Here is a 22,618-nt window from a genome sequence, read left to right as displayed (position 1 = left end):
GGTGCGGCGCCCGGACCCCGGGCGCCGCACGCTCGTCTCAGCCGCAGCCCAGGATCAGCCGCAGTACCGGATCAGCCACTCGTCCGGGTTGTAGGTGTCACGGGCCGGGTCCGGCACGGTCGCGGGCTTCGTCTCGACCGTGTCCTCCGGACGTATCCGCTCGGGCAGTGTGCCGAAGCGGTGGGCACGCCGGGCCGCCGCGTCGGTGGTGGCCGTGTCCTGGGCGCTCTGCCGGGGCTCGGTGCGCTGCGTCATCTCGTCCTCCCGTCTGCGCGGGCATCCCCCGTCGTCCTTCACAACGCCCGCGTGCCCCCGCTTGGTTCCCGTACGCCTGCCGGCCGAATCCCCTGCGGTTGCGCAGGAACCGCAGGGGATCCGGCCGGCGGGGACGGGGTCAGGACGTGCCGTCGGGGGACGGCGCCACCGGCGCGGTCAGGTCGCCCTCCTCGGGCAGCTCCTCCACGTCGACGCCGCGCACCTGGGCCAGTTCGTGCTTGAGCGCGGCCAGTTCGGCGCCGCCCGCCATGTGGTTGGTCAGTTCCTCCAGGCCGACCTCCTCGCGGTCGGCGGAGAGTTCCAGGGTGCCGAGGCGCAGGACGCTGAAGTGGTCGCCGACCATGTAGGCGTGGTGGGGGTTGTGGGTGATGAAGATGACGCCGAGTCCGCGTTCGCGGGCAGCGGCGATGTACTTCAGGACCACGCCGGACTGCTTGACGCCCAGGGCGGCCGTCGGCTCGTCCAGGATGAGGACGCGGGCGCCGAAGTAGACGGCTCGGGCGATCGCCACGCTCTGCCGCTGACCGCCGGAGAGGGTGCCGATGGGCTGCTCCAGATCGTCCAGGACGATGCCCATGTTGCGCAGTTCCTCGTCGGCCGTCCGCTTCATGCGGGCGATGTCGAGCCGGCGTACGGGCCAGGGCCCCCGGGTCATCTCGGAGCCGAGGAAGAAGTTCCGCCACACCGGCATCAGCGGGACGGTGGCCAGGTCCTGGTAGACGGTGGCGATGCCCTGGTCCAGGGCCTCGCGCGGGGAGGTGAACCGCACCGGAGCGCCGTCGACCAGGAACTCGCCCTCGGTGTGCTGGTGCAGGCCCGAGATGATCTTGATGAGGGTGGACTTGCCGGCGCCGTTGTCGCCGAGGACGCAGGTCACCCGGCCCGCGTGCACCTTCAGGTCGACGCCGTGCAGGGCGCGGACGTTGCCGTAGGACTTGCCCGCGCCGCGCAGTTCGACCAGGGGGCCCTCCCCCTCGGGCGGGGCGTCCTTCAGGACGGCGCCGTGGGTTCCGGTTGCGTTGTCAGTCATCGGTCACCTCCGGGTCGCCGTGCGCTGGACCCATAGATTGATCAGGACGGCGCCGAGCAGCATCACGCCGAGGAAGGCCTTGAACCAGTCCGGGTTCCAGCCGGCGTAGACGATGCCCTGCTGGACCATGCCGAACATGAAGGCGCCGAAGACCGGCCCGATCGCCGAGCCGTAGCCGCCGGTGAGCAGACAGCCGCCGATGACGGCCGCGGCGATGTAGATGAGCTCCTGGCCGACGCCCTCGCCGGACTGCACGGTGTTGAACGAGAACAGGTTGTGCATGCCGACGAACCAGGCGCCGAAGCCGACCAGCATGAACAGCGTGATCTTGGTGAACCCGACCGGGACGCCGACGGCGCGGGCGCTGTCCTTGTTGCCGCCGACGGCGAAGATCCAGTTGCCGTACTTGGTGCGCAGCAGGACCCAGCTGGCCAGGGCGGCGAAGACCAGCCACCAGACCACGGTGATCTGCACCTCCACCCCGCCGACGTCGAAGGACGACGCGAAGATCTTCTTCGCCTGGTCGAAGCCCTGCATGTCGCTGATGTCGTCGGTGGCCACGTTGCCGGTGACCGACTTGGTCACGGCGAGGTTCACGCCCTGGAGGATCAGGAAGGTGCCGAGGGTGACCAGGAAGCTGGGCAGTCCGGTCTTCACCACCATCCAGCCGTTGAAGGCGCCGACCGCGAGGGAGGCGGCCAGGGCGACGATCACACCGGTCCACACGTTCAGGGTCAGCTGGTAGCTGAGCATGCTCGCGGTGAGCGCCGAGGTGATCACCGCGACACCGGCCGACAGGTCGAACTCGCCGCCGATCATGAGCAGGGCCACGGGCAGGGCCATGATCCCGATGGTCGAGGACTGGTAGAGGATCGTGGCCATCGAGCTGCCCTGGCGGACCGAGGGCGCGACGATCAGGAAGAAGACCAGGACCGCGGCGGCGCCGAGGAAGACGCCCACCTCGGGCCGGGCCAGCAGCCGGAGCACCAGGGGGCGCCGGGTGGTACGGCCGTCGCTCTGCTCGGGGCCGGGCGCCGGCGGTGTCCCCACCGCCGGCTCGGCGTGCTGGGCCATGCTCATCACCGGGTGCCCTTCGCGGCGAACTCGGAGACCTTGTCGACGTTGGACTTGTCGACGAAGGCCGGGCCGGTCAGCACCGGCTGCTCGCCGCCGCCGCTGTAGTTGCCGTTGTTCTTGTAGAGCCACAGGGAGTCGACCGCCAGGTAGCCCTGGAGGTAGGGCTGCTGGTCGACCGCGAACTCGATGGTTCCCTTCTGTACGGCCTTGACCAGGTCTTTGTTGAGGTCGAACGTGGCGACCTTCGCCTTGCTGCCCGCGTCGCCCACTGACTGCACCGCGGTGAGGGCGAACGGCGCGCCGAGCGCGACGACGGTGTCGATGGACTTGTCCTGCTTGAGCTTCGCCGTGATGGTCGACTTCACGGACGGCATGTCGGTGCCGTTCACGTACAGGGTCTCAGTGGTGCCCTTGAACGTCTTCTTCACGCCGTCGCAGCGCTGGGTGAGACCGACGTTGCCCTGCTCCTGGATCACGCACACGATCTTCTTGGCGCCGGTGGTGTTGAGCTTGTTGCCGACCGCCTCGCCCGACACGCTCTCGTCCTGCCCGAAGAACTCCAGCAGGCCCAGCTTCTTCCAGTCGCTCAGACCGGAGTTCAGTCCGACGACCGGTATGCCGGCCTGCCGTGCCTTGCCGATCACGTTCTTCATGGCGTCCGGCTTGGCCAGGGTGACCGCGATGCCGTCGACCTTCTGGTCGACGGCGTTCTGCACCAGGTTGGCCTGGGTGCCCGCGTTCGGGTCGGCGGAGTAGACCAGCTTGACGTTGTCCTTGGCCGCCGCGGCCTCCGCGCCCTTGCGGACGGTGTCCCAGAAGGTGTCGCCGGGAGCCTGGTGGGTGACCAGCGCGACGGTCATCCGGGGGGTGTCGGCCTTGCCCGCGGAGGCGTTCGCCGCTCCTTCCTCGGCCTTCTTGCCGCCGGAGCTGCTGGAGCAGCCGGCGAGGGTGAGGGCTGCCGCGGCGGCCACAGCCACAACGGGGGCCAGCCTGCGGGAGCGGGAGCGAGAAGAGCGGTCCATCTGTCCTTGCACCTCACTGTGCGTCGGGGGAGGGACGCCTGCGCTTGGGCACGCTGTGCGTTGGGACGGGATCCAAGTCCCTGACGGGCCCGCTGTCAATACTTTGTTAAGACATCATTTCACAAGCAGGTCCGAATGTAAGTACAAATGATTGACATCGGCGCCCGCCGGCCCCTACACCTGAGAGGCATGAGCCCAGTACACCGCACCCCGCGACGAACGGCATCGGGTGATCGCGCGCTCTCCTCGCTCCCCCTCACCCTGGACCGCACGAGCCCCGTACCGCTGTACCACCAGCTCGCCCGGCAGCTGGAGTCGGCCATCGAGCAGGGGACGCTGGCCCCGGGGAACCTGCTCGGCAACGAGGTGGACCTGTCGGTGCGGCTCGGGCTGTCCCGGCCCACCGTGCGCCAGGCGATCCGGTCGCTGGTCGACAAGGGACTGCTGGTGCGCCGCCGCGGGGTCGGCACCCAGGTGGTGCACAGCAAGGTCAGGCGCCCGCTGGAACTCAGCAGCCTCTACGACGACCTGGAGGCGGCCGGTCAGCGGCCGACCACCCGGGTGCTGCGCAACGAACGGATCCCGGCGGCCGCCGACGTGGCGGCGGCCCTCGCCGTGCCGGAGGGCGCGGAGGTGACCGTACTGGAGCGGTTGCGCCGCACCCGCGGCCGCCCGGTGGCCTTCCTGCGCAACCACCTGCCCGAGCCGCTGCTCGAACTCCCAACGGAACGACTGGAGTCGACGGGGCTGTACCGGATGATGCGCTCGGCCGGCCTGACCCTGCACAGCGCCCGGCAGTCGGTGGGTGCCCGCGGCGCCACCGCCGGGGAGGCCGCCCTGCTGGACGAGGAGGAGGGCGCGGCCCTGCTCACCATGGAACGCACGGCCTACGACGACACCGGCCGGCCGGTCGAGTACGGCAGCCACGTCTACCGGGCGTCCCACTACGCCTTCGAGTTCCAGCTGCTGGTCAGACCCTGAATCGGAATCCCCCGTGTTCACACAGCCCCCACGGCCGCCCATGCCGTGGGGGCCCGTTCGTTCCCGGCGCGGCGAACACGCAGGTAACGGTGACGATTACGTTTCGGGCAAGAGACTCCCCAAGGCGACCGCACCTATTGACGCATGAGCGGACATGGGGCTGTTATTACGCCCACGATGTTCGGTCGAGTTGGTTTCTGAGCGGTTTCGGCGACCTTTCGGTGATCAACTCAACCCCTTGACCGGACCCTGCATTCCTCAGGAGCCGCCATGCGCCCCTCCCCCTCAGGTTCTTCCGTCCCGGGTCCCGGCCGCCGCGCGCTGCTGCGCGGAGCGGGTGGTGCCGCACTGCTGGCCGGTGCCGGCATACCCCTGCTGTCCGCCTGCGGAGGCAGCGGTTCGGGCTCCGACCCGAAGACCGTCACCGTGGGCTCCAACGCCTCCGACGCGGTGCCGAAGAAGGCCTTCGAGAGTGTCTACGCGGCCTTCAAGAAGCAGTCCGGCCTCACCGTCGATGTCAACACGAAGGACCACAACACCTTCCAGGAGCAGATCAACTCGTATCTGCAGGGCACGCCGGACGACGTGTTCAACTGGTTCGCCGGCTACCGCATGCAGTTCTTCGCGGCGAAGAAGCTGGCCACGCCCATCGACGACGTCTGGGCGAAGATCGGGGACAACTTCCCCGAGGCGATGAAGAAGCTCAGCAAGGGCGAGGACGGCAAGTACTACTTCGTGCCGATGACGACGTACCCGTGGGCGGTCTTCTACCGCAAGAGCGTCTTCCAGCAGCACGGCTACGAGGTCCCCGCCACCTGGGACGACTTCGTCGCCCTGCTGAAGCGGATGAAGAAGGACGGCCTGGTCCCGCTGGCCTTCGGCGACAAGGACGCCTGGCCGGCGATGGGCACCTTCGACCAGATCAACTTCCGCCTGAACGGCTACGACTTCCACGTCCAGCTGATGGCCGGGAAGGCCTCCTGGACCGACGCCAAGGTCAAGGCCGTCTTCGACCACTGGACCGAGATCCTCCCCTACCACCAGGACGGCTTCATGGGCCGCACCTGGCAGGACGCCGCACAGACGCTGGTCGCGAAGAAGGCCGGCATGTACGTCCTCGGCTCGTTCGTGGCGCAGCAGTTCACCGACAAGGCCGCCCTGGACGACCTCGACTTCTTCCCCTTCCCGGAGCTGAACTCCGCGTACGGCCAGGACACGGTCGAGGCGCCGACCGACGGCTTCATGGTCAGCAAGTCCCCGAAGAACCACGCGGGCGTGGTGAAGCTGCTGGAGTACCTCGGCTCCCCGGCGGCCGAGGAGATCTACCTGAAGACCGACCCGAGCGTGGTCGCCGCCTCCAGCAAGGCCGACACCTCGTCGTACTCGGCGCTCCAGAAGAAGGCGTTCGAGATGATCGGCGGCGCCAAGAGCCTCACCCAGTTCATGGACCGCGACAGCCGGCCCGACTTCACCTCCACCGTGATGCAGCCCGGCCTGCAGAAGTTCCTGCAGAACCCCAAGGGCGTGGACAGCCTGCTGTCGTCCATCGAGCGCCAGAAGAAGACGATCTTCGCCTCCTCATGAGCAGCCCCATGACGACCGACACGACGACGAAGAGCCCGGAGGCGGCGCCGCCGCCTCCGGGCACCGCGCCTGCGAAGAAGCGGGTCACGAACGGCCACCAGCGCCTGCTGACCCGCCGTGACCGCATCACGCTCGCCGTGATGGCGGGCGTGCCCACCCTCCTGCACGTGGCCCTCGTATGGGTCACCGCGATCGCCTCGATCTTCCTCGCCTTCACCACCTGGGACGGCATCGGGTTCGACTCGATCAAGTGGGTGGGCCTGGACAACTTCCACCAACTCTTCAGCGACAACCCGCAGTTCTGGCCCGCGGTCCAGCACAACGTCATCTGGTTCGTGGCCCTCATCCTGGTCCCGACGCCGTTCGGCCTGTTCCTGGCGGTGCAGCTGGACAAGCGGATCCGCTTCAGCCGGGTCTACCAGACCGCGTTCTTCCTGCCGGTCGTCATCTCCATGGCCTGCATCGGGTTCGTCTGGCAGCTCGTCTACAACCCGGACACGGGACTGATCAACAGCATCGTCGGCGCCAACAAGCCCGGCCACTACATCGACTGGATCGGCGATCCGAAGCTCAACCTGTGGGCGGTCCTGATCGCCGCGTCCTGGCGGCACACCGGCTACATGATGATCCTCTACCTGGCCGGCCTGAAGAGCGTGGACCCGTCGTTGCGCGAGGCCTCCGCGCTGGACGGCGCCAACGAGTGGCAGACGTTCAGGAGCGTCATCTTCCCCACCCTGCGGCCGACCAACACCGTCGTCCTCGTCGTCACCATCATCGAGGCACTGCGCGCCTTCGACCTGGTCTTCGTCTTCAACAAGGGCGCCCAGGGCACCGAGTTGCTGTCGATCCTGGTCACCAACAACATCATCGGCGAGTCCAGCCGCATCGGTTACGGCTCCGCCATCGCCGTCGTCCTGCTGGTGATCTCGCTCGCGGTGATCGTCCCCTATCTGATCGCCACCTTCCGGAAGGAGCGGCGGGCATGAGCAGCACCACCGCCCCGTCGAAGCGGCGCGCCCCGATCCGCCCGGCCCGCGTCCTGCTGCACGTCTTCCTCGCGGGCACCGCCCTCGCCTGGCTCGCGCCCCTGCTGTGGGCGGTCTTCTCCGCGCTGCGCCCGTACAGCGAGACCAGCGCGAAGGGTTACGTCTCCTGGCCGGACACGCTGAACTTCGACAACTTCACCCACGCGTTCGAGCAGTCGGACATGACGCACTACTTCGGCAACACGCTGATCATCGCGATCCCGGCCGTACTGCTGACCCTCTTCCTGTCCTCCTGCGTCGCCTTCTACGTCAGCCGTTTCGACTTCCGGGTCAACCTGGCGCTGCTGCTGGTCTTCACGGCCGGCAACCTGCTCCCGCAGCAGGTCATCATCACCCCGCTGTACCGGCTGTACCTGCTCACCGATCTGCCGGGGGTCACGGCGAGCGGCAAGCTGTACGACTCCGCCCTCGGCCTGGTCCTCGTCCATGTGGCGTTCCAGTCCGGGTTCTGCGCGTTCGTGCTGAGCAACTACATGCGCTCGCTGCCGCACGAGCTGACCGAGGCCGCGCTGGTCGACGGCGCGTCGGTGTGGCGGCTGTACTGGCAGATCACCCTGCCGCTGTGCAAGCCGGCGATGGCGGCCCTCGCGACCCTGCTGTCGATCTGGATCTACAACGACTTCTTCTGGGCGCTGGTGCTGATCTCGACCGGTGAGAACATGCCGATCACCTCGGCCCTGAACAACCTCTCCGGCCAGTACTTCACCGACCCCAACCTGGTCGCCGCCGGTGCCCTGCTGACCGCGATCCCGACGCTGGTGGTCTACTTCGTGCTCCAGCGCCAGTTCGTCAGCGGCCTGACCCTGGGATCCAACAAGGGCTGAGCCGCCGAGCGCTCACCAAGAACCTTCCGGTGCACGGGACTTGAAGAGTGCGGCGGTGGCTGGTGGGATGCGCGGCACGAACGGACACCGCCGGACCGGAGGTTCACCGTGCTGCGAGCGTCACTGACGGCCGCCGCGGTCGTCGCCGCGCTGCTCGTCCCCGCCACCGCCCACGCCTCACCGGAGTCCGGGGAGGCCGGGCCGGGCATCCCCCCGCTCACCGACCGGCAGGGGCGGGTCCTCACCCTGCACGGCTGGAACATCGAGGACAAGACGCACCGGGGCGAGGAGGCCCTGACCGGCATCACCGAGCGCCATCTGCGCGACATGCGGGCCGAGGGCTTCGACTTCGCCCGGCTGCTGGTCTTCTGGGACGACCTGGAGCCGAGGCCCGGACAGTACAGCGAGAGCTACCTGCGCCGGATCGGCCGCATCCTGGACTGGGCCGACCGGTACGGCGTGAAGGTCGTGATCGACGCCCACCAGGACGTCTTCGGTCCGGCCTTCGGCCACCGCGGCATACCGGAGTGGGCGACCCGGACCGACGGACTGCCGTTCACCGCGCATCCGGACGACTGGTTCGCCGAGTACTTCGAGCCCGCCGTGCAGCGCGCCTTCACCCATCTCTACGAGGACCGGGACCTGCGCACCGCCCAGGTACGGATGTGGCGCGTCCTCGCCACCCGGTTCGCCCGTCATCCGGCCGTCCTCGGCTACGACCTGATCAACGAGCCGATGGGTGAGGCGCGTCCGGGCGAGGACCTGGCGACGGCGGCCCGCCGCGTCGAACGCGCACAGCTGACCCCGATGTACAACCGCCTCGCCGACGCGGTGCGTTCGGCCGACCGGGACGCCTGGGTGTTCGTCGAGCCCACCCCGATCGTCGGTGAGGGCGTACCGACCGGCCTCGGCCGCGTCCACGACCCGCGCGTCGTGTACGCGCCGCACTTCTACGACTCCGCCATGGAGGCGGGCTCCGACTACGACCCCGGCGCCGGCTGGATCGAGGCGTACGAGCGGGCCGTCACCGCCTATCCGAAGCGGTACCGGGTGCCGGTCGTCGTCGGTGAATGGGGGCCGCCCGACAGCTCCCTGCCGCACATGAGCCGCTTCTACCGGGACGCCATGGCCTCCCTGGGCCGTTACGCCACCGGCTGGGCGGGCTACGTGTGGTGCTACGGCGGCGGATACTGCGCGGTCGACGACGCGGGTGCCTTCCGGCCCCACAAGGAGCTGACCGCAGAGCCGTACGCGGAGAGCGTCGCGGGCACGGACGTCTCCGCCTCGTACGACGCCGGACGGGGTGTGTACCGGCTGTCGTACCGCGCGGCCCCGCGCGGCTCGCGGGTGTCCGAGCTGTCCGTGCCGCCGGGCACCTGGCGGATCAGGGCCGGCGGCCGCGCGACCGTCGTACGCGGACCGGACGGACGGGACCGGGTGCTGGCCGTCCCTGGCAGCCGGGTGACGGTGACCGTCGAGCGCGGCTGACGCGGGGACGGCACGCGGACTGCCCGGCCAACGGGACCGTCACCCGGTGCGGAAGGTGCCGGAGTACACGTCCGTACGGTTCCGCGGTGTGCCGGAGTGGGTCTCGGTGAGCACTGCCCGCACCCCCTTGCCGTCCGCCACCAGGCCCTGGTAGTCGCCGAGGAAGTAGCCCCCGGAGAACGGCGCCTGCAGCCAGTCGAAGACCCGCGAGATCCGTCGTTCGGTCCGGCGCCTCGGGTCTCCGTGCGGCAGGGTGGCCAGCTGGTAGGCGGTGGGCAGGGTGGTGGTGTCGCCGGGCCTGAGGAAGCGCAGGTCGTAGTAGGTCAGCGCGACCGTGCCCCGCCGGTCGACCGCGATCGACGGCGAGAACGCCGGCACCTTCCGCGGGCTGATCAGCTCGGGACGTCCCCAGGTGCGTCCGCCGTCGGTGGAGCGCACCAGCTGGACGGAGTCGAACCTGCCGCCGGAGAAGTCCGAGCCCTCGTAGGCCATGTACAGCGTGCCCGTCCTGGGGTCGACCGCCGGGCTGGGCAGGGTCGCCGCGGAGCGCAGCGGCTTGGTGGGGTCGTTGGGGTCGACCTCCGGTACGGAGGTGTCCCGGGCCACGGTGACCGGGGCGCTCCAGGTCTTTCCGGCGTCGGTCGAGGTGACCACCGCGTAGTGGGCTTCGACGACGGTGCTCAGGTCGTCGGCGAGGGTGATCCGGTCGAAGAAGTCGTGCAGGGTGCCGGTGCGCCGGTCGACGACGATCAGATGGCCGATGGTCTGGGTGTTGGGCACGGCGCTGGTGTCGACGAACCGCCGGGCCGCGCTCCAGGTGCGGCCGCCGTCGCGGGTGACGGAGATGTAGCCCGGCCCGTCGAGGGAGCTGGGGCCGGGCGGGTCGTTGTCGAGGCGGTCCCAGACCTGGTAGGCCGTGCCCTTGCGGATCGGGTCGGCGGTGACCGAGGGCTTGTCGTTGAAGAACGGCTGCTCGTCGACGTGGGTGGTGGTGAGGTTGCGCCAGGTGCGGCCCCCGTCGCGGGACGTGGCGGCCAGGAGGGCGCTGCGGGTGCTCCTCGTGAAGTCGAAGCCCTCTCCGCCGGCGTAGACGGTGCCGTCGGGTCCGGTGCTCACCCAGGGGTCGGTGGCCCGTTCGTAGTCCGCGCCGCCGGGGGCGCACAGGCTGAACGGCAGCGTGCTCCGGTGGAAGGTGCGGCCGTCCGTGGTCCAGGACGCCGCCAGGCCGCGGGCTCCGCCGTCATTCCAGCGGTCCTGCTGGAACACGGTGACCACGCGCTTCGTGTCGCGCGGATCGACGGACAGGTACGGCTCGACCTCCGTGCCCGGGTACACGACGCTGTCGGGGTCCCTCGCGCCGATGGTGCAGCGCGCGTACGGGTCGCCCTGGGCCACCCTGACCAGGGGGGTGCCGCCGGCGTTCTCGTCCGCCGCGGCGGGAGGAGCGCCGGTGACGGTGACGAGCAGGAGCGCGGCGGTGGTGACGGCGGTCAGGGGCGCGAAGACGCGCATGCGGGATCTCCTCCGGGCCGGCGGGGGTGCGGGGCCGCCGTCGTCGGGGCGGCCGAGGGCGCGGAGGTGTACCGGGATTCAGGAGTGGGACGACTCCGCCTGATCCTTCTCGGCGCCGGGGCCGAAGCCCTTGAGGGGCCGAACGGCGGAGTCCTCCCCGGGAGGCGTGGGCGAGCACGGCGGAGCCGACCGGCAGGTATCGCCGGTCGGCTCCTTGGTCGTGCGACTTCTACGGGAAGATCACGTGATCGACTGCGTGGTCCCGTCGGGCAGCGCGCAGACGTAGCCGGCGTAGGGGCGTGCCGTGACCTGTCCGCCGGCGGCCGTGCACTCGTCCCTGGTCATGTTCAGAGACGAGGCGGCCGCGGCGCCGACCGCGCCGACCGCGCTGATGCCGGCAAGGGTGGCCGCGGCCAGGGCGGGGCCCAGGATCCTTCGCATGCGCATGACTTCCTCCTATCGCGGTTCGTGGGCCGCCTCCCGGCAGGCACCGTTCGCGGCGCCGCCCGCCACCCCGGCCCCGGTCAGCCCGCTCACACAGCCCTGCAGGTCTCCGACCACGCCACGGCCGCAGGCCGCGGTGACGGAGTCGGAGGCGGTGGCACCGGCCTGCGTGGCCATCTGCGTGCAGGCGGGGATGTCCGCCCGGGCCGCGGGGGCGGTGAGGACGGCACCGCCGAGGGTGAGGGCCAGTGCGGTGAGGACACCGGCTGTACGGGTCGGACTGCGCATGGACAACCACCTGCTCTCCAGGCGTCGTTGGTCGCGCCTCCCCGGCCGGAGACGATGCCCCCGTACCGGACGGGACGCACACGGACCTCTGCTCGCGGCCCGTCACTCCAGCGTCGCACCCTCTCCCCCGCCCGTCCTGCGGGCGTCCCGGGCCCGGACGCACGGAAGGCCGTCCTCCCATGGGTGAGAGAACGGCCTCCGACCTGCGAAAAGCATGGTCGGGACGACAGGATTTGAACCTGCGACCCCTTGACCCCCAGTCAAGTGCGCTACCAAGCTGCGCCACGTCCCGATGCGCTCACTCGCGGTGACCCGCGTGATCGCGCGAACAGAACTTTACCCCACGTCCGGGGCTGCGCCGAAGAGGGCCTCGCGGGACGTGGCGGGGCGCAGGGGGACAATCGGCGTATGACCAGTGAGGGCGGTGCTCGGGCCAGGGACCGGGACGTGGACGGGAGGGCCCGCAACGCGCGGCCCCGGGACGGGCTGGGCCGGCCGCTGCCCCACGGCGCCGAGGGCGTGGCCCGGCAGCCGGAGGGTGTCGTACGGGCGCCGTCGGAGACGGTCGCGGAGGCGCAGACGCTGCTGGACGCGGGCAGGCCGTTCCACGCGCACGAGGTGTTCGAGGACGCCTGGAAGTCGGGCCCGCAGGACGAGCGGACCCTGTGGCGCGGGCTGGCTCAGCTGGCGGTGGGGCTCACGCACGCGGCACGGGGGAACACCGTGGGCGGGGCGCGCCTGCTGCGGCGGGGCGCGGGCGCGGTCGAGGAGTGGGAGTCGCAGCGGGGCGAGGACCGGCCGTACGGGCTGGATCTCGCCGGGCTCGCCCGCTGGGCGCGGGAGCTGGCCGGACGCGTGGCGGAGGGGGCCGGGCCGGTGGACGCCCGCGACGAGGCGCCCCGGCTCGGGTGGCGAAAGCCCCGGTGACGGTGCCTACCGAGGCGGTGGGCGGCTCGTCATGGGCATGCGGCAGACTCGGGGCGTGCGAAAGATTCATGTCATCGGTATCGGCGCGGGCGACCCCGACCAGCTGACCCTGCAGGCGGTCAAGGCGCTGCGGAGCACGGACGTGTTCTTCCTGCTGGACAAGGGCGAGGTGAAGAACGACCTGACCCAGCTCCGCCGGGACATCCTGGACGCACATCTGCCCGAGGGGTCGTACCGCCTGGTCGAGGCCCGGGATCCGGAGCGGGACCGGAAGGCGGGCGGAGCGGCGTACTCGCCCGCCGTGGAGGACTGGCGCAGTGCGCGCGCGGGCATCTACGAGCGGCTGATCGGCGAGGAGCTGGGCGAGGACGGCACCGGCGCGTTCCTGGTGTGGGGGGATCCCGCGCTGTACGACAGCACGCTGGGGATTCTCCAGGAGGTGCTGGCGGCCGGCCGGGTGGCGTTCGAGTACGCGGTGGTGCCCGGCATCAGCAGCGTCTCCTCGCTGGTGGCGCGGCACCGCACGGGCCTGAACCGGGTGGCCCGGCCGGTGCAGATCACCACCGGGCGGCGGCTGTCCGAGGGCTTCCCGCCGGGGGTGGACGACGTGGTCGTGATGCTGGACGCCCACCAGGCGTTCCGGCGGTACGCCGACGAGGACATGGACATCTACTGGGGGGCCTACATCGGCACCCCGGACGAGATCCTCGTCTCCGGCCCGATCGCCGAGGCCGGCCCCCGCATCGAGCGGCTGCGTGCCGAGGCCCGCGAACGCAAGGGCTGGATCATGGACACGTATCTGCTCCGCAGGAACAGCACGGAGGACTGACCGCGTCGCGCGCGGCGGGACCGCACCGCGCTCCCCCGGGCCCGGTCGTTCATCCCGGGGTGAGTCCCAGCGCCGTCAGGGCGGCCGGGACGTCGGGTGCCGTGCGTACTCCGGGGGGCAGGGCGGGACGGCGTACGACGAGCACGGGCAGGCGGAGGTCGCGGGCCGCCGTCAGTTTCGCGGACGTCGCCTCGCCTCCGCTGTCCTTCGTGACCAGGACGTCGATCCGGTGGGCGCGGAGCAGTTCCGTCTCGTCGGCCACCGTGAACGGGCCGCGGGCCAGGATTACTTCGGCGTCCGGGGGCAGCGGCGGTTCGGGCGGGTCGACCGACCGGACGACGAAGTGCCGGTCCGTCAGACCGGCGAAGGCCGCGAGGCCCAGGCGTCCGGTGCTGAGGAACACCCGGCGGCCGAAGCGGGGCAGCGCCCGGGCGGCCGCGTCGAGGGAGGGGACGGCAGTCCAGTCGTCTCCGGGGCCGGCACGCCAGCCGGGGCGGCGCAGGACGACCGCGGGGACCCCGGTGGCCGCCGCCGCCCGGGCCGCGTTGGCCGTGATCGTCCCGGCGAACGGATGGGTGGCGTCCACCAGGGCGTCCACCCGGTGTGCGCGCAGCCAGTCGGCGAGACCGTCCGCGCCGCCGAAGCCGCCGGTCCGGACCTCGCCCGCCAGCGCGCCCGGCCGGGCGACGCGGCCGGCCAGCGAGGTGGTGACCCGGACGCCGGGGCGGGCGGCGAGTTCGGCGGCGAGACGGCGGGCCTCGGTGGTGCCGCCGAGGATCAGGACGTGCGGGGGCATGGGGGTGAGCGTACCGAGGTCGTTCGGCGCGATCCGCCGCCCGGGTCGCTACGGTCGGGCCATGGAATCCGTGCGTGCCGTACTGATCGACATCGACGGTGTCCTCACCGTCTCGTGGCAGCCGCTGCCGGGCGCGGTGGAGGCGCTGGAGCGGATCCGCGCGGCCGGTCTCGCCGTGGCCCTGGTGACCAACACGACCTCACGCACGCGGGCGTCGATCGCCGAGGCCCTGTCGGCCGCCGGTTTCGCGGTGGACGCCGACGACGTCCTCACCGCGCCCGCCGCCACGGCCGCGTACCTCGCCGAGCACTTTCCCGGCGCCCGCTGCGCGCTGCTCAACAGCGGGGACATCGGGGAGGACCTGGGGGACATCACGGTGGTCGACGACCGTCCCGACGTGGTCGTCCTCGGCGGTGCCGGACCGGAGTTCGACTACGCGGCGCTGAACCGTGCCTTCGGCCATCTCCAGCAGGGTGCCGAACTGGTCGCCATGCACCGCAATCTGTACTGGCGGACCGACGCCGGGCTGCAACTGGACTCGGGGGCCTTCCTGGTGGGGCTGGAGAAGGCCGCGCGGGTGGAGGCGGCGATCACGGGCAAGCCGTCGCGGGCGTTCTTCGAGGCGGCGCTGGCCCGGGTGGGCAGGAGTGCCGCGGACGCGCTGATGGTGGGCGACGACATCGAGTCGGACGTACTCGCGGCGCAGCGGGCCGGGCTCACGGGGGTGCTGGTGCGGACCGGCAAGTACCAGCGGGAGACGCACGAGCGGGCGAGCGGCACCCCGGACCACGTGGTGGACTCCTTCGCGGACCTGCCGGCGCTGCTGGGGCTGACACCGTGACGTCCCGAGTCGGGCCGACGCCGTGAACCCGTGTCTCAGCGGAGGAGCAGTTGTACTCCGCCCACGACGGTCGCCGCGATCACGAGTTGTTCGAAGAGTCGTTGGTTGATCCTGTTCACAGCCCATGTGCCGAACAGCGCTCCGGGCACGACGAACCCCGCGAGCGCGGCGTCGAGGAGCAGCGAGCGTCCGTCGATGAGACCCAGGCCCGCGCTGAACGGCACCTTCGACACGTTCACGATGAGGAAGAAGAACGCCGAGGTTCCCAGGAAGCCCAACTTCCGGAAACCGGCGGACAACAGGTACATCGACATCACCGGGCCGCCCGCGTTGGCGACCATCGTGGTGAACCCGCCGAGCACACCGTAGGACCGGGCCTTCATCCGGCCCGCCCGGGTGGTGACCTCGTCCGGCGCGTCCGCGGTCGTCTCCTCGCGGCGCCGGCGCCACAGGGTGACGCCGGCCATCAGCAGCAGGATCGCGCCGATCGAGGTCCGGACGATCCCGTCGCCGGCCCACACCAGGAACAGCGTGCCGGCCACCACGCCCGCCGCGACGGCCGGGAACAGCCGCCACAGCGTGGGCCAGTGGGCGTGCCGCCGGTAGGTGAGGACGGCGAGCACGTCGCCGACGATCAGGACGGGCAGCAGCACGCCGGTGGAGGCGCGGGCGGGCAGGACGGCCGCGAAGATCGCGAGGCTGACCGTGTTGGCCCCGCTGACGGCGGTCTTGGAGAAGCCGACCAGGAGGGCCGCGAAGGCGAGGGCGGCGAACTCCCAGCCGGAGAGGTGCCAGAGCGTCATCGTGTTCATGCGGGAACCGATGTTATGTCCGGACAAGCCTCCGGCGTAAGCACTGTCTCGCCAGATGGCACCTGCCGCGGTTCCTGCCGCGCCGGCCCCGCCCGCTACGAGCGGTCCGCGTACTGCGTGCGCAGTTCCCGCTTCAGCACCTTCATGCTCGGCCCCAGCGGCATCGCGTCCGTGATCTCCACACGGCGCGGGTACTTGTGCCGGCCGAGGTGCTCCTTGGACCACTCGGTGATCGCGGCCGCGTCCGGGGCGGTGCCCGGCGCGGGTACGACGACGGCGCACACCTCCTCGCCGTGCAGCTCGTCGGGCAGGCCGATGACGGCGACCTGGGCGATGCCGGGGTGGCGCATCAGGACCTCCTCGACCTCCCTCGGGTACACGTTGTAGCCGCCGCGGATGATGACGTCCTTCTTGCGGTCGACGATGCGCAGGAAGCCGTCCGCGTCCTTGGTGCCGAGGTCGCCGGTGCGGAACCATCCGTCGACCACGGCCTCGGCGGTGGCCTCCGGGCGGCCGAGGTAGCCGGAGAAGACGTTGTGGCCGCGGATGACGACCTCGCCGAGTTCGCCGGCGGGCAGCAGTTCCACGCGGTCCTCGACCTCGGCGCGGGCGATCTCCACGTCGATGCCCCACAGGGGGTGCCCGATGGTGCCGGCCCGGGTGCCGAACGCGGGCTGGTTGACGGTGGCCGTCGGCGAGGTCTCCGACAGCCCGTACCCCTCGTAGACGCGCGCCCCGAACGCGGCCTCGAACCGCTCCAGTACGGCGACCGGCAGGGAGGCCCCGCCCGACACGCACACGCGCAGCTCCGGCAGCGCGGGCGCGTCGGCGGCCGCCGCGGCGAGGGCGACGAACATCGTCGGCACGCCGTGGAAGGTGTTCACGCCCTCCTTCACCATCAGCTCGATGGCACGGGCCGCGTCGAAACGGGGCAGCAGGACGAGCGTGGCGCCCGCCCGCCAGGTGGAGTTGAGCGAGACGGTCTGGCCGAAGGCGTGGAACAGGGGCAGCGCGCCGAGGGCGATGTCGTCGGCGCGGATGTCGTTGGCGTCGAAAGCGTTGACCGTCGCGTTCATCACCAGGTTGAAGTGGCTGAGCACGGCACCCTTGGGGACGCCGGTCGTACCGCTGGTGTAGAAGACGACCGCCGGGTCGTCGGCGGCGCGGGTTACGTACGAGGTGAGGGGCTCGGCGTCGGCCGCGAGCCTCTCGAACTCCTCGCCCAGGGTGATCACCCGGACGCCGGTGGCGGCGGCAGCGGCCCGGCCCGTCTCCGCCTGCGCCGGGTGGACGAGCAGCAGTGTGGCCCCGCTGTCCCTCAGGACGTGCTCGACCTCGCCGGCCGACAGCAGCAGGTGCACGGGGACGACGACACCGCCGGCCGCGGCGACGGCGTAGTAGGCGACGGGGAACTCGGCGGTGTTGGGCGCCATCAGGGCGACGCGGTCGCCCGGCCGTACGCCGAGACCGGCGAGCGCGCCCGCGCGGGCGAGCGCGCGGCGCCACACCTCGGCGAAGGTGAGCCGCAGTTCGCCCTCGACGAGTGCGGTCCTGCCGGGGCGGCGCCGGGCGTTCTCGGCGAGGATGGCGGCGACGGACAGGGTTGCCATGGAGTGCTGCTCCGTTTCTTGCTGCGGCTCGTGCGACCGGCCCCAGTGCGGGGCGCCCCCGTTGGGTGGATCTAGTGCCGTTCGACCAGCACCGCGCTCCCCTGGCCCACGCCGACGCACATCGTGGCCAGCCCGCGCTCCGCGCCCGTGCGGCGCATGCGGTGGAGCAGGGTGGTCAGGATGCGGGCGCCGGAGCAGCCGAGGGGGTGACCGAGGGCGATGGCGCCCCCGGTGGGGTTCACCAGGTCGGGGTCGATGCCGAGCTGGTCGACGCAGGCGAGCGCCTGCGCGGCGAACGCCTCGTTGAACTCGGCCTCCTGGAGGTCGCCGACGGTCCAGCCGGCCCGGGCCAGCGCCTTGCGGGTGGCGGGGACCGGCCCGATGCCCATCACGTCGGGATGGACCCCGGCGGAGGCGCCCGCGACATAGCGTCCGAGGGATTCGAGGCCGAGATCGTTCAGGGCCTCCTCGCTGACGAGGAGCAGTCCGGCGGCGCCGTCGTTCATCGGCGAGGCGTTGCCCGCGGTGACCGTGCCGCCCGGGCGGAAGACCGGCTTCAGGCGGGCCAGCTTCTCCAGCGAGGTGTCCTCGCGGACGCACTCGTCCCTCTCGACGACGATGCCGTCCGGGCGCTCGACGGGCAGGAGTTCGTCGTCGAAGTGACCGTCCTTGCGTGCGGCGGCGGCCAGTCGGTGGCTGCGCAGCGCGAACTCGTCCTGCCGCTCGCGCGGGACGCCGTAGCGCCCGGCCACCTCCTCGGCGGTCTCGCCCATCGCCAGCAGGCCGTGCAGGTCCTTCATGGCGGGGTTGACCAGGCGCCAGCCGAGCCGGGTGTCGTGGGTCTCGATCCTTTGCGGCAGGGCCTCGTCGGGGCGGGGCAGCACGAAGGGCGCGCGGCTCATGGACTCGGAGCCGCCGGCGACCACGACGTCGGCCTCGCCCGCGGCGATCGTCCGCGCGGCGGTGGTGACCGCTTCGAGCCCGGAGGCGCAGAGCCGGTTGACGGTGGCGCCGGGCACCGACTCGGGCAGCCCCGCGAGCAGGGCGGCCATCCGGGCGACGTTGCGGTTGTCCTCGCCGGCCTGGTTGGCCGCGCCCCAGTAGACGTCGTCGATCCGGGCGGGGTCGAGGGCGGGGACGTCGGCCACCAGGTGGCGGATCACGGTCGCCGCGAGATCGTCGGGCCGGACGGAGGACAGGGCTCCGCGCAGCTTTCCGATGGGGGTGCGGCGGGCGGCCGCGAAGTGGACGGGACGCACGGCTGGGACTCCTGACCTACGGCGCTGTGGATCAGCTGGGACTGCGGCGGCACTACTTAATTAGCACTGCTAGTTTTGGACTATAGACCTCCGACCGGCCCACTGGGAAGATCTCCCGAGGCCCGCACCCCGGCAGCTGGAGGAGACATGCCCCACGTCCGCGAGCACGCCCTCGACGGCACCCGCGGCGCCGTCGCCGTACACGAGTGGCCGCACCCGGCGCCGCGCTACCTGGCACTCCTCGTGCACGGGTACGGCGAGCACGCCGGCCGGTACGACGGGCTCGCCGCGCTGCTCACCGGGCACGGGGCGGCCGTGTACGCACCCGACCACATGGGACACGGCGGATCCGCCGGCGAGCGGGTCGTGATCGAGGACTTCGAGGACGTGGTCACGGATGTGCACGCCGTCGCCGAACTGGCCCGGGCCGCGCACCCCGGGCTGCCGCTCGTGCTGGTCGGCCACTCCATGGGCGGTCTGATCGCGGCGCGCTTCGCCCAGCGCTACGGCCCCGAGCTGACCGCGCTGGTGCTGTCCGGGCCGGTGATCGGCGCCTGGGAGCTGCCGGGGCGGCTGCTCGCCCTGGACTAGATCCCGGACATCCCGATCAGTCCGGCCTCCCTCTCCCGGGACCCGGCGGTCGGCGCCGCGTACGCCGCCGATCCGCTGGTCTGGCACGGCCCGATGAAGCGGCCCACGCTGGAGGCGTTCGTGCGGACCCTGGAGACCGTCGCGAAGGGCGGGGACGTCGGCCCGCTGCCGCTGCTGTGGCTGCACGGGGACGACGACCGGCTGGTGCCGCTGCCCGGCAGCCGGGTCGGCGTGGAGCGGCTGAGCGGTGGCCGGCCGGTCGAGCGGATCTTCCCGGGAGCCCGGCACGAGGTGTTCCACGAGAAGAACAGGGAGCAGGTCTTCGCCGAGGTGCTGGCCTTCCTCGACCCGCTGCTGCCCCGCTGATCAGGGCGTTTGGCAGGCCCGGCGCGGGGCACCCGCCCTTTCGGACGTGATCGCACATCTTGAGAGGAAAGGGGACGCACGCACCATGACCGTGGTCAAGAGCACGCTGCCCGCAGAGGCGCTCGGCGTCACCGGGACCGCCCTGCAGGACACCCTCGTGGACCTGCTCGGATTGTCGCTGGTGGGCAAGCAGGCGCACTGGAACATCGTGGGTCCGCGGTTCCGCTCGATCCACCTCCAGCTGGACGAGGTCGTCGCGACGGCCCGCGCCCACTCGGACACGGTCGCCGAGCGTGCCGCCGCGCTGGGCGTGTCGCCGGACGGCCGGCCCGAGACCATCGCCGCGGCCTTCGCGCTGTCCGGGACCAAGGACGGCTGGCTGCGCGACACGGAGGTGGTGGAGCTGATGGTGTCGACGCTGGGGACGGCGGTCGGCCGGCTGCGCGAGCGCATCGAGGCGACGGAGAAGGCCGATCCGGTCACCCAGGACCTGCTGATCGCCATCACCGCGGACCTGGAGAAGCAGCACTGGATGTTCCAGGCCGAGAACCACGACACCGCCGGTTAGTACACCCGCTCTCGACCAAGGAAGGGAAAACCCATGGCCGACGCCCTCGAACTCGACGCGCTGTGGACGGACTTCCACCGCGTGGTCAACATGACCTCGGCGGAACTCGCGGCCTGGCTCAAGGTCCGGGACGCCGCCGAGGAGACCGAGCCGCTGCCCGAGCAGGCCGGCACGCCGACCGGGCAGCACGTCCTCGCGATCCTCCAGAAGCGCCGCACCGATCTCACCGACGACGACGTCCGCGTGATGTACAAGGTCGTCGACACCGTCGGAGACCTCGTGGACCTGGAGAACGAACCCGAGCCGGAGACCACCCCTGAGGACACGCGCCGCCGGCACCGGCTGATGACACTCGGCCACGACCCGCTCAAGCCGTAGACCGTGCACCGCCACCGGCCATGAACCACGACGAACGGGTCCTGCGGGAGCTGGTGTCCGAGTACGGGCGGACGTACGCCGACGAGGCGGGCATCCGCCTGAAGGACACCCCGCAGCCGCTGTACCGGCTGCTCGTGCTGGCCCTGCTGCTCAGTGCCAGGATCCGGGCCTCGGTCGCGGTCGCCGCCGCCCGGGCCCTGCACGAGGACCGTCTCGACAGCCCCCGCCGCATGGCCGGCGCCGACTGGCAGCAGCGGGTGGACGCGCTCGGCCGCGGCGGCTACCGGCGCTACGACGAGCGCACGGCCACCCAGCTCGGCGACGGCGCCGAGCTGCTGCTGGACCGCTGGGGCGGGGACCTGCGCCGGCTGCACGAGGAGGCGGGCGGCGACACCGGTGAACTGCGGCGGCTGCTCCAGGAGGAGCCCGGCGTGGGCCCCGCCGGCGCCGACATCTTCCTGCGCGAGGCACAGCGCGTATGGCCGGAACTCGCGCCCTACCTCGACGGCAAGGCGCTGTCGGGGGCCGAGCGGCTCGGCCTGCCGAAGGACCCCGACCGGCTGGCCGACCTCGCCGGGAACACCGAACCGGCCGTCCTGGCGGCCGCGTTGGTGCGGGCCGCGCTGGACAAGCAGGTGGCCGAAGACTGTCTCCGCCGCGCGTCATGACGTGTCAGACTGCTGCTCGCACGTCCCGGAGTGACCGCCGGGACAAGCCGAGCGGAGGAGACAGGGTGACGGGGACCGAGGCGGCCGCACAGCACATCGACACCAGCCGGCCGCATCCGGCCAGGGTGTACGACTGGTTCCTCGGCGGCAAGGACAACTACCCCGTCGACGAGGAACTGGGCCGCCGGATCCACGCGATCGACGCGGGTGCCGGCCGGGCCGCGCGCGCCAACCGCGCGTTCATGCGCCGGGCCGTGCGCACCCTCGCCGAGGACGGCGTCCGCCAGTTCCTGGACATCGGCACCGGCATCCCGACCGAGCCCAACCTGCACCAGATCGCCCAGTCCGCGGCACCGGACGCGCGGGTGGTCTACGTCGACAACGACCCGATCGTGCTGGCCCACGCGAACGCGCTGCTGCGGGGCACCCCCGAGGGCGTGACGGAATACGTCCAGGCCGACGCCCGCGACCCGCGCACGATCCTCGAACGCGCCGCGGCCGTCCTGGACTTCGGCCGGCCGGTCGCCCTCTCCCTCATCGCCCTGCTGCACTTCGTCGCCGACGAGGACGGCGCCCACGACCTGGTGGCCACCCTCCTGGCGGCGCTGGCACCCGGGAGCTGCCTGGTGCTGTCGACGATGACGGCCGACTTCGAGCCGGAGAACGTGCAGCGGGGCATCGCCGCCTACGCGGCCGGCGGAGTGACCCTGGTGGCGCGGTCACGGGACGAAGTGGGCACCTTCTTCGAGGGACTCGACCTGTTGCCCCCGGGCATCACCTCGGTGTCCGACTGGCGGCCCGAGGACCGGCCGGAGGGCGACGGCCCCGTCTCCCTGTACGGCGCGGTGGGCCGGAAGCCCACGGGCTGACCGGCGTACGTGTTCGTGAGGACGTCAGCCGGAAGACGGAGGCGCGGGGCCCGCGTACCGACTCAGGTCTGACGGGTCCCGGCCGAAAGGCTGACGCGCGGGCCCGGCCCGGCGGGGCAGGCTGGAGCGGTGGCCGGTCCGGTGTCTCGGGAGCGTGTGATGTCCAGCAGGTTCGTCGTCGGGTTCCTCGGTGCCGTGCTCGCCGCCGTGGTCGTCTGGGCCGTCGGCACCCATCTGCTCTCCGACGCCGCGACCACCAGCGAACTGGACGGGCACAGCACGGTGACCGTCGACGGCCGCAGGGCACTCACCCCGGACGTCGTCGCGAAGCGGACCCGGGACAGGTTCCACCCACTGCCCTGGGTCGGCACGGAGATCTCCGCCGTCTCCTGCCCCGCCGGACTGCCGGCCCGCCGGGGCGCGACCCTGACCTGCACCGGCAGGAAAACGGACGGCACGACCGTACGCATCCCCGTGCGGGTCACGAAGGTCACCGCCACGAGCATGACCTGGGTCTTCGGCCGCTGACCCG

General features: G+C 71.5%; 24 protein-coding genes, 1 tRNA gene and 1 pseudogene. 14 read left to right on the top strand and 12 right to left on the bottom strand.

What is annotated here, in order from left to right:
* Positions 1-54 precede the first annotated feature (54 nt).
* The 4 genes from ACF08B_RS01535 to ACF08B_RS01520 form a co-directional block, all read right to left on the bottom strand.
* Positions 55-255, bottom strand: a complete 201-nt coding sequence (locus tag ACF08B_RS01535; protein ID WP_093472971.1) for a hypothetical protein — start codon at positions 253-255, stop codon at positions 55-57.
* A gap of 139 nt (positions 256-394) precedes the next feature.
* Positions 395-1,306 carry an ATP-binding cassette domain-containing protein gene (locus tag ACF08B_RS01530; RefSeq protein WP_392315504.1) on the bottom strand — a complete coding sequence of 304 codons (912 nt, stop codon included), beginning with the start codon at positions 1,304-1,306 and terminating at the stop codon, positions 395-397.
* 3 nt (positions 1,307-1,309) lie between these two features.
* Complete coding sequence (locus ACF08B_RS01525; RefSeq protein ID WP_093472974.1) at positions 1,310-2,386, bottom strand: ABC transporter permease; 1,077 nt, start codon at positions 2,384-2,386, stop codon at positions 1,310-1,312.
* Positions 2,386-3,405, bottom strand: coding sequence for a sugar ABC transporter substrate-binding protein (locus ACF08B_RS01520; RefSeq protein WP_093472975.1), 1,020 nt, complete (start codon positions 3,403-3,405; stop codon positions 2,386-2,388). Before ACF08B_RS01520 ends, ACF08B_RS01525 begins: the two co-directional genes overlap by 1 nt.
* A 189-nt stretch (positions 3,406-3,594) precedes the next feature.
* On the opposite strand from ACF08B_RS01520, the gene ACF08B_RS01515 reads away from it, so the two are divergent.
* The 5 genes from ACF08B_RS01515 (at position 3,595) to ACF08B_RS01495 (ending at position 9,328) form a co-directional block, all read left to right on the top strand.
* Positions 3,595-4,386, top strand: coding sequence for a GntR family transcriptional regulator (locus ACF08B_RS01515; protein ID WP_392315503.1), 792 nt, complete (start codon positions 3,595-3,597; stop codon positions 4,384-4,386).
* A 270-nt stretch (positions 4,387-4,656) separates the two neighbouring features.
* On the top strand, positions 4,657-5,970 hold the full coding sequence (locus tag ACF08B_RS01510; RefSeq protein WP_392315502.1) for an ABC transporter substrate-binding protein: 1,314 nt from the start codon (positions 4,657-4,659) through the stop codon (positions 5,968-5,970).
* A gap of 8 nt (positions 5,971-5,978) precedes the next feature.
* The gene (locus ACF08B_RS01505; protein ID WP_392315501.1) at positions 5,979-6,956 is read left to right on the top strand and encodes a carbohydrate ABC transporter permease; all 978 of its coding nucleotides are present in this window, start codon (positions 5,979-5,981) and stop codon (positions 6,954-6,956) included.
* Positions 6,953-7,840, top strand: coding sequence for a carbohydrate ABC transporter permease (locus tag ACF08B_RS01500; protein WP_392315500.1), 888 nt, complete (start codon positions 6,953-6,955; stop codon positions 7,838-7,840). The genes ACF08B_RS01505 and ACF08B_RS01500 overlap by 4 nt, the downstream gene beginning before the upstream one ends.
* 108 nt (positions 7,841-7,948) lie before the next feature.
* Complete coding sequence (locus ACF08B_RS01495; RefSeq protein WP_392315499.1) at positions 7,949-9,328, top strand: glycoside hydrolase family 5 protein; 1,380 nt, start codon at positions 7,949-7,951, stop codon at positions 9,326-9,328.
* Between the two features lie 39 nt (positions 9,329-9,367).
* On the opposite strand, the gene ACF08B_RS01490 is transcribed toward ACF08B_RS01495, so the two are convergent.
* From ACF08B_RS01490 to ACF08B_RS01475, 4 genes are all read right to left on the bottom strand, one after another.
* The gene (locus ACF08B_RS01490) at positions 9,368-10,840 is read right to left on the bottom strand and encodes a sialidase family protein (RefSeq protein WP_392315498.1); all 1,473 of its coding nucleotides are present in this window, start codon (positions 10,838-10,840) and stop codon (positions 9,368-9,370) included.
* Between the two features lie 240 nt (positions 10,841-11,080).
* Entirely contained in the window at positions 11,081-11,287 is a 207-nt protein-coding gene (locus ACF08B_RS01485) for a hypothetical protein (RefSeq protein ID WP_392315497.1), read from the bottom strand.
* 9 nt (positions 11,288-11,296) lie between these two features.
* Positions 11,297-11,572: a hypothetical protein gene (locus ACF08B_RS01480; protein WP_392315496.1), complete on the bottom strand. Its 276-nt coding sequence runs from the start codon at positions 11,570-11,572 to the stop codon at positions 11,297-11,299.
* 215 nt (positions 11,573-11,787) lie between these two features.
* Positions 11,788-11,864, bottom strand: a tRNA-Pro gene (locus tag ACF08B_RS01475).
* 116 nt (positions 11,865-11,980) lie between these two features.
* On the opposite strand from ACF08B_RS01475, the gene ACF08B_RS01470 reads away from it, so the two are divergent.
* Complete coding sequence (locus tag ACF08B_RS01470; RefSeq protein ID WP_392315495.1) at positions 11,981-12,499, top strand: DUF309 domain-containing protein; 519 nt, start codon at positions 11,981-11,983, stop codon at positions 12,497-12,499.
* Positions 12,500-12,554: 55 nt separating this feature from the next.
* Positions 12,555-13,328, top strand: coding sequence for a precorrin-6A synthase (deacetylating) (gene cobF / locus ACF08B_RS01465; protein ID WP_392315494.1), 774 nt, complete (start codon positions 12,555-12,557; stop codon positions 13,326-13,328).
* Between the two features lie 49 nt (positions 13,329-13,377).
* Here the strand turns inward: cobF and ACF08B_RS01460 are convergent, their stop codons facing one another.
* The gene (locus ACF08B_RS01460; RefSeq protein WP_392315493.1) at positions 13,378-14,124 is read right to left on the bottom strand and encodes a cobalt-precorrin-6A reductase; all 747 of its coding nucleotides are present in this window, start codon (positions 14,122-14,124) and stop codon (positions 13,378-13,380) included.
* Between the two features lie 61 nt (positions 14,125-14,185).
* Between ACF08B_RS01460 and ACF08B_RS01455 the strand changes: the two genes are divergently transcribed.
* On the top strand, positions 14,186-14,965 hold the full coding sequence (locus ACF08B_RS01455; protein WP_392315492.1) for a TIGR01458 family HAD-type hydrolase: 780 nt from the start codon (positions 14,186-14,188) through the stop codon (positions 14,963-14,965).
* Between the two features lie 35 nt (positions 14,966-15,000).
* Here the strand turns inward: ACF08B_RS01455 and ACF08B_RS01450 are convergent, their stop codons facing one another.
* The 3 genes from ACF08B_RS01450 to ACF08B_RS01440 all read right to left on the bottom strand — a co-directional run bounded on the left by ACF08B_RS01450 (position 15,001) and on the right by ACF08B_RS01440 (position 18,646).
* A complete protein-coding gene (locus ACF08B_RS01450) occupies positions 15,001-15,777 on the bottom strand; it encodes a sulfite exporter TauE/SafE family protein (protein ID WP_392315491.1) in 777 nt (258 codons plus the stop codon).
* 95 nt (positions 15,778-15,872) lie between these two features.
* The gene (locus ACF08B_RS01445; RefSeq protein WP_392315490.1) at positions 15,873-17,387 is read right to left on the bottom strand and encodes a long-chain fatty acid--CoA ligase; all 1,515 of its coding nucleotides are present in this window, start codon (positions 17,385-17,387) and stop codon (positions 15,873-15,875) included.
* 71 nt (positions 17,388-17,458) lie between these two features.
* Positions 17,459-18,646, bottom strand: coding sequence for a thiolase family protein (locus ACF08B_RS01440; RefSeq protein ID WP_392315489.1), 1,188 nt, complete (start codon positions 18,644-18,646; stop codon positions 17,459-17,461).
* Positions 18,647-18,793: 147 nt separating this feature from the next.
* Between ACF08B_RS01440 and ACF08B_RS01435 the strand changes: the two are divergent.
* From ACF08B_RS01435 to ACF08B_RS01410, 6 genes and pseudogenes are all read left to right on the top strand, one after another.
* Positions 18,794-19,603 (top strand): annotated as a pseudogene (locus ACF08B_RS01435) (alpha/beta hydrolase).
* Between the two features lie 85 nt (positions 19,604-19,688).
* Entirely contained in the window at positions 19,689-20,171 is a 483-nt protein-coding gene (locus tag ACF08B_RS01430; RefSeq protein ID WP_073891377.1) for a Dps family protein, read from the top strand.
* A 33-nt stretch (positions 20,172-20,204) separates the two neighbouring features.
* Positions 20,205-20,549, top strand: a complete 345-nt coding sequence (locus ACF08B_RS01425; RefSeq protein WP_093473004.1) for a DUF3140 domain-containing protein — start codon at positions 20,205-20,207, stop codon at positions 20,547-20,549.
* Between the two features lie 20 nt (positions 20,550-20,569).
* Positions 20,570-21,217 (top strand): endonuclease, encoded by a 648-nt coding sequence (locus ACF08B_RS01420; RefSeq protein ID WP_392315488.1) that lies wholly within the window; start codon positions 20,570-20,572, stop codon positions 21,215-21,217.
* A gap of 65 nt (positions 21,218-21,282) precedes the next feature.
* Positions 21,283-22,086 (top strand): SAM-dependent methyltransferase, encoded by an 804-nt coding sequence (locus tag ACF08B_RS01415; RefSeq protein WP_093698141.1) that lies wholly within the window; start codon positions 21,283-21,285, stop codon positions 22,084-22,086.
* Between the two features lie 159 nt (positions 22,087-22,245).
* On the top strand, positions 22,246-22,614 hold the full coding sequence (locus ACF08B_RS01410) for a DUF4333 domain-containing protein (RefSeq protein ID WP_392315487.1): 369 nt from the start codon (positions 22,246-22,248) through the stop codon (positions 22,612-22,614).
* Positions 22,615-22,618 lie beyond the last annotated feature (4 nt).

Source organism: Streptomyces sp. NPDC015139, assembly GCF_043079785.1.
GTDB lineage: Bacteria > Actinomycetota > Actinomycetes > Streptomycetales > Streptomycetaceae > Streptomyces > Streptomyces albidocamelliae.
Note: the sequence above shows the minus strand (reverse complement) of the source record. Positions and strands in the feature narration are given on the sequence as shown.

Coding starts and splice junctions, on each gene's coding strand:
- ACF08B_RS01535 (WP_093472971.1), bottom strand. CDS start 255: ATGACGCAGCGCACCGAGCCCCGGCAGAGCGCCCAGGACACGGCCACC.
- ACF08B_RS01530 (WP_392315504.1), bottom strand. CDS start 1,306: ATGACTGACAACGCAACCGGAACCCACGGCGCCGTCCTGAAGGACGCC.
- ACF08B_RS01525 (WP_093472974.1), bottom strand. CDS start 2,386: ATGAGCATGGCCCAGCACGCCGAGCCGGCGGTGGGGACACCGCCGGCG.
- ACF08B_RS01520 (WP_093472975.1), bottom strand. CDS start 3,405: ATGGACCGCTCTTCTCGCTCCCGCTCCCGCAGGCTGGCCCCCGTTGTG.
- ACF08B_RS01515 (WP_392315503.1), top strand. CDS start 3,595: ATGAGCCCAGTACACCGCACCCCGCGACGAACGGCATCGGGTGATCGC.
- ACF08B_RS01510 (WP_392315502.1), top strand. CDS start 4,657: ATGCGCCCCTCCCCCTCAGGTTCTTCCGTCCCGGGTCCCGGCCGCCGC.
- ACF08B_RS01505 (WP_392315501.1), top strand. CDS start 5,979: ATGACGACCGACACGACGACGAAGAGCCCGGAGGCGGCGCCGCCGCCT.
- ACF08B_RS01500 (WP_392315500.1), top strand. CDS start 6,953: ATGAGCAGCACCACCGCCCCGTCGAAGCGGCGCGCCCCGATCCGCCCG.
- ACF08B_RS01490 (WP_392315498.1), bottom strand. CDS start 10,840: ATGCGCGTCTTCGCGCCCCTGACCGCCGTCACCACCGCCGCGCTCCTG.
- ACF08B_RS01485 (WP_392315497.1), bottom strand. CDS start 11,287: ATGCGCATGCGAAGGATCCTGGGCCCCGCCCTGGCCGCGGCCACCCTT.
- ACF08B_RS01480 (WP_392315496.1), bottom strand. CDS start 11,572: ATGCGCAGTCCGACCCGTACAGCCGGTGTCCTCACCGCACTGGCCCTC.
- ACF08B_RS01470 (WP_392315495.1), top strand. CDS start 11,981: ATGACCAGTGAGGGCGGTGCTCGGGCCAGGGACCGGGACGTGGACGGG.
- ACF08B_RS01460 (WP_392315493.1), bottom strand. CDS start 14,124: ATGCCCCCGCACGTCCTGATCCTCGGCGGCACCACCGAGGCCCGCCGT.
- ACF08B_RS01455 (WP_392315492.1), top strand. CDS start 14,186: ATGGAATCCGTGCGTGCCGTACTGATCGACATCGACGGTGTCCTCACC.
- ACF08B_RS01450 (WP_392315491.1), bottom strand. CDS start 15,777: ATGAACACGATGACGCTCTGGCACCTCTCCGGCTGGGAGTTCGCCGCC.
- ACF08B_RS01445 (WP_392315490.1), bottom strand. CDS start 17,387: ATGGCAACCCTGTCCGTCGCCGCCATCCTCGCCGAGAACGCCCGGCGC.
- ACF08B_RS01430 (WP_073891377.1), top strand. CDS start 19,689: ATGACCGTGGTCAAGAGCACGCTGCCCGCAGAGGCGCTCGGCGTCACC.
- ACF08B_RS01425 (WP_093473004.1), top strand. CDS start 20,205: ATGGCCGACGCCCTCGAACTCGACGCGCTGTGGACGGACTTCCACCGC.
- ACF08B_RS01420 (WP_392315488.1), top strand. CDS start 20,570: ATGAACCACGACGAACGGGTCCTGCGGGAGCTGGTGTCCGAGTACGGG.
- ACF08B_RS01410 (WP_392315487.1), top strand. CDS start 22,246: ATGTCCAGCAGGTTCGTCGTCGGGTTCCTCGGTGCCGTGCTCGCCGCC.